This window comes from Flavisphingomonas formosensis, from assembly GCF_009755815.1.
Lineage (GTDB): Bacteria > Pseudomonadota > Alphaproteobacteria > Sphingomonadales > Sphingomonadaceae > Flavisphingomonas > Flavisphingomonas formosensis.
Map to the genome: position 1 here is coordinate 1 of NZ_WRPK01000031.1, position 1907 is coordinate 1907.

At 62.2% G+C, this 1907-nt stretch carries 3 protein-coding genes; all 3 read left to right on the top strand.

What is annotated here, in order from left to right; genetic code table 11:
• A partial coding sequence (locus tag GQY20_RS32750; protein WP_232476371.1) for a hypothetical protein occupies nucleotides 1–233 on the top strand: 233 nt, incomplete at its 5' end.
• A protein-coding gene (locus GQY20_RS31845) for an IS630 family transposase (RefSeq protein WP_157221200.1) occupies nucleotides 211–1157 on the top strand; the annotation gives its coding sequence in 2 pieces (ribosomal slippage) (nucleotides 211–547 and nucleotides 547–1157; 948 coding nt in all). The genes GQY20_RS32750 and GQY20_RS31845, both read left to right, overlap by 23 nt.
• Nucleotides 1154–1907: alpha-hydroxy acid oxidase (locus tag GQY20_RS31850; protein WP_198351348.1), on the top strand; the 754-nt coding region annotated here is incomplete at its 3' end. The genes GQY20_RS31845 and GQY20_RS31850, both read left to right, overlap by 4 nt.

Below are 1907 nucleotides of genomic sequence, written 5' to 3' on the forward strand. Positions count from 1 at the left end.
TCAAGCGCCGCTCGCCAATCAACAAGCGTCCCAGCCCACTGCGCAATCGCCATCACCCAACCCTCCGCCGACCACGCACAGAGAATCAGAACTCGGCAACAAATGCAACTGTAGTATTAGAGCGGTTTTCGGTCGATGTGAATCGATGGGGATTCCCATGGGATGGGTTTTCTGATTCAGAATCCGTGCTGGCGAAGGAGGCCGGCATGGATGGGTCGAGCCTTATCGCGTGATCTTCGGGATCGTGTCGTTGCCGCCGTCGAGGGCGGAGTGTCGTGTCGGCGCGCTGCCGAGCGGTTCGGGGTCAGCGCGGCGAGCGCGATCCGGTGGCGGCAACTGGCGCTCGCTCACGGCACGCCGGCCGCCAAGCCGCAGGGCGGCGATCGTCGGACGGCCAAGATCGAGGACCATGCGGGCTTCATCCTCGATGCGATCAAGCAGGAGCCGGACCCGACGCTCGCCGAGTTGCAGGCGATGCTGGCCGAGCGCGGCGTAAGCGTCAGCATCGCGACGCTGTGGCGGTTCTTCGAGCGTCACGGGATCACGCGCAAAAAAAGACCGGCCACGCGACGGAGCAGGATCGCCCCGATGTCCTGAGGCGGCGCGAGGCATGGTTCGAGGGCCAGCTCGACCTCGACCCCGAGCGGCTGGTCTTCATCGACGAGACCTGGGCCTCGACAAACATGGCGCGGCGCCATGGTCGCTGTCCGCGCGGCGAGCGGCTGCGTGCTGGCATCCCCTTCGGGCACTGGAAGACCACCACCTTCGTCGCCGGCCTGCGCCGCACTGGCATGGTCGCGCCCTGGGTGCTCGACGGTCCGATGAATGCGGACGCGTTCCTCACCTACATCACCCGCGTCCTCGTGCCCGAACTCGGTCGCGGCGATGTGGTCGTCATGGACAATCTCTCGAGCCATAAGGCGCCCGCTGTTCGCCTGGCCATCGAGAGCGTCGGCGCCACGCTCCTCTTCCTGCCGCCCTACAGCCCCGACTTCAACCCGATCGAGCAGGCCTTCTCCAAGCTGAAAGCCCATCTGCGAAAGGCGGCTGAGCGCACCATCCACGGCCTCTGGAACGCCATCGGCCGCATCCTCGATCTCTACTCGCCGCACGAGTGCGCCAACTACTTCGCCGCCTGCGGATATGATGCAGAATGATCGAAAACCGCTCTAGACGCGCCTTCACTGTTGCCGATCTGCGTTCGATGGCTCGCCGAGCACTTCCGCGCCCTATTTTTGAATATATCGATAGCGGTGCCGACAATGAAGTGTCTCTTTTGAGGAATAGTTCGGCTTTTGAAGAATTCGAGTTGATTCCGGACGTCCTGAACGATGTGTCCTGCATACGAACCGAGGCCGTCCTATTCGGACGGGTCGTGAAGTATCCGCTTATGCTATCACCGACCGGTCTCACCCGGATGTTTCACCGACACGCGGAGGGTGCGGTTGCGCGGGCGGCGGCAAAGCGTGGCCTGCTTTACAGCTGGTCGACGATGGGGACGACCCGCATTGAGGAGGTTGCACGCATCTCTGACGGACCCAAGGTCTTTCAGATTTACATTTTCAAGGATCGTGGCCTTACCCGGGATTTTATCGCCAGATCCAAGGCCGCCGGGTTTGACGGGCTAATCGTTACCGTCGATACGCCCGTTGCTGGCAACCGCATCCGCGACCGGATCAATGGTCTGGCGATGCCGCCACACCTGACGCTGAAAACTGTCTTCCAATTCGCCATACACCCCAACTGGTCCTTGCAGGCTTTGTTCGGTTCGAAATTCGATTTGGCTAACGTGAACCAGCGCGTCGATGCACTTGCGGGGGGGGGGGGGGGGGGGGTGGGCGGGGTTGACATAAAAGGCGGGCAGGTAGGTAGCACCCGAAAATTGGCGGTAAAGGGTGTGGGTGGCG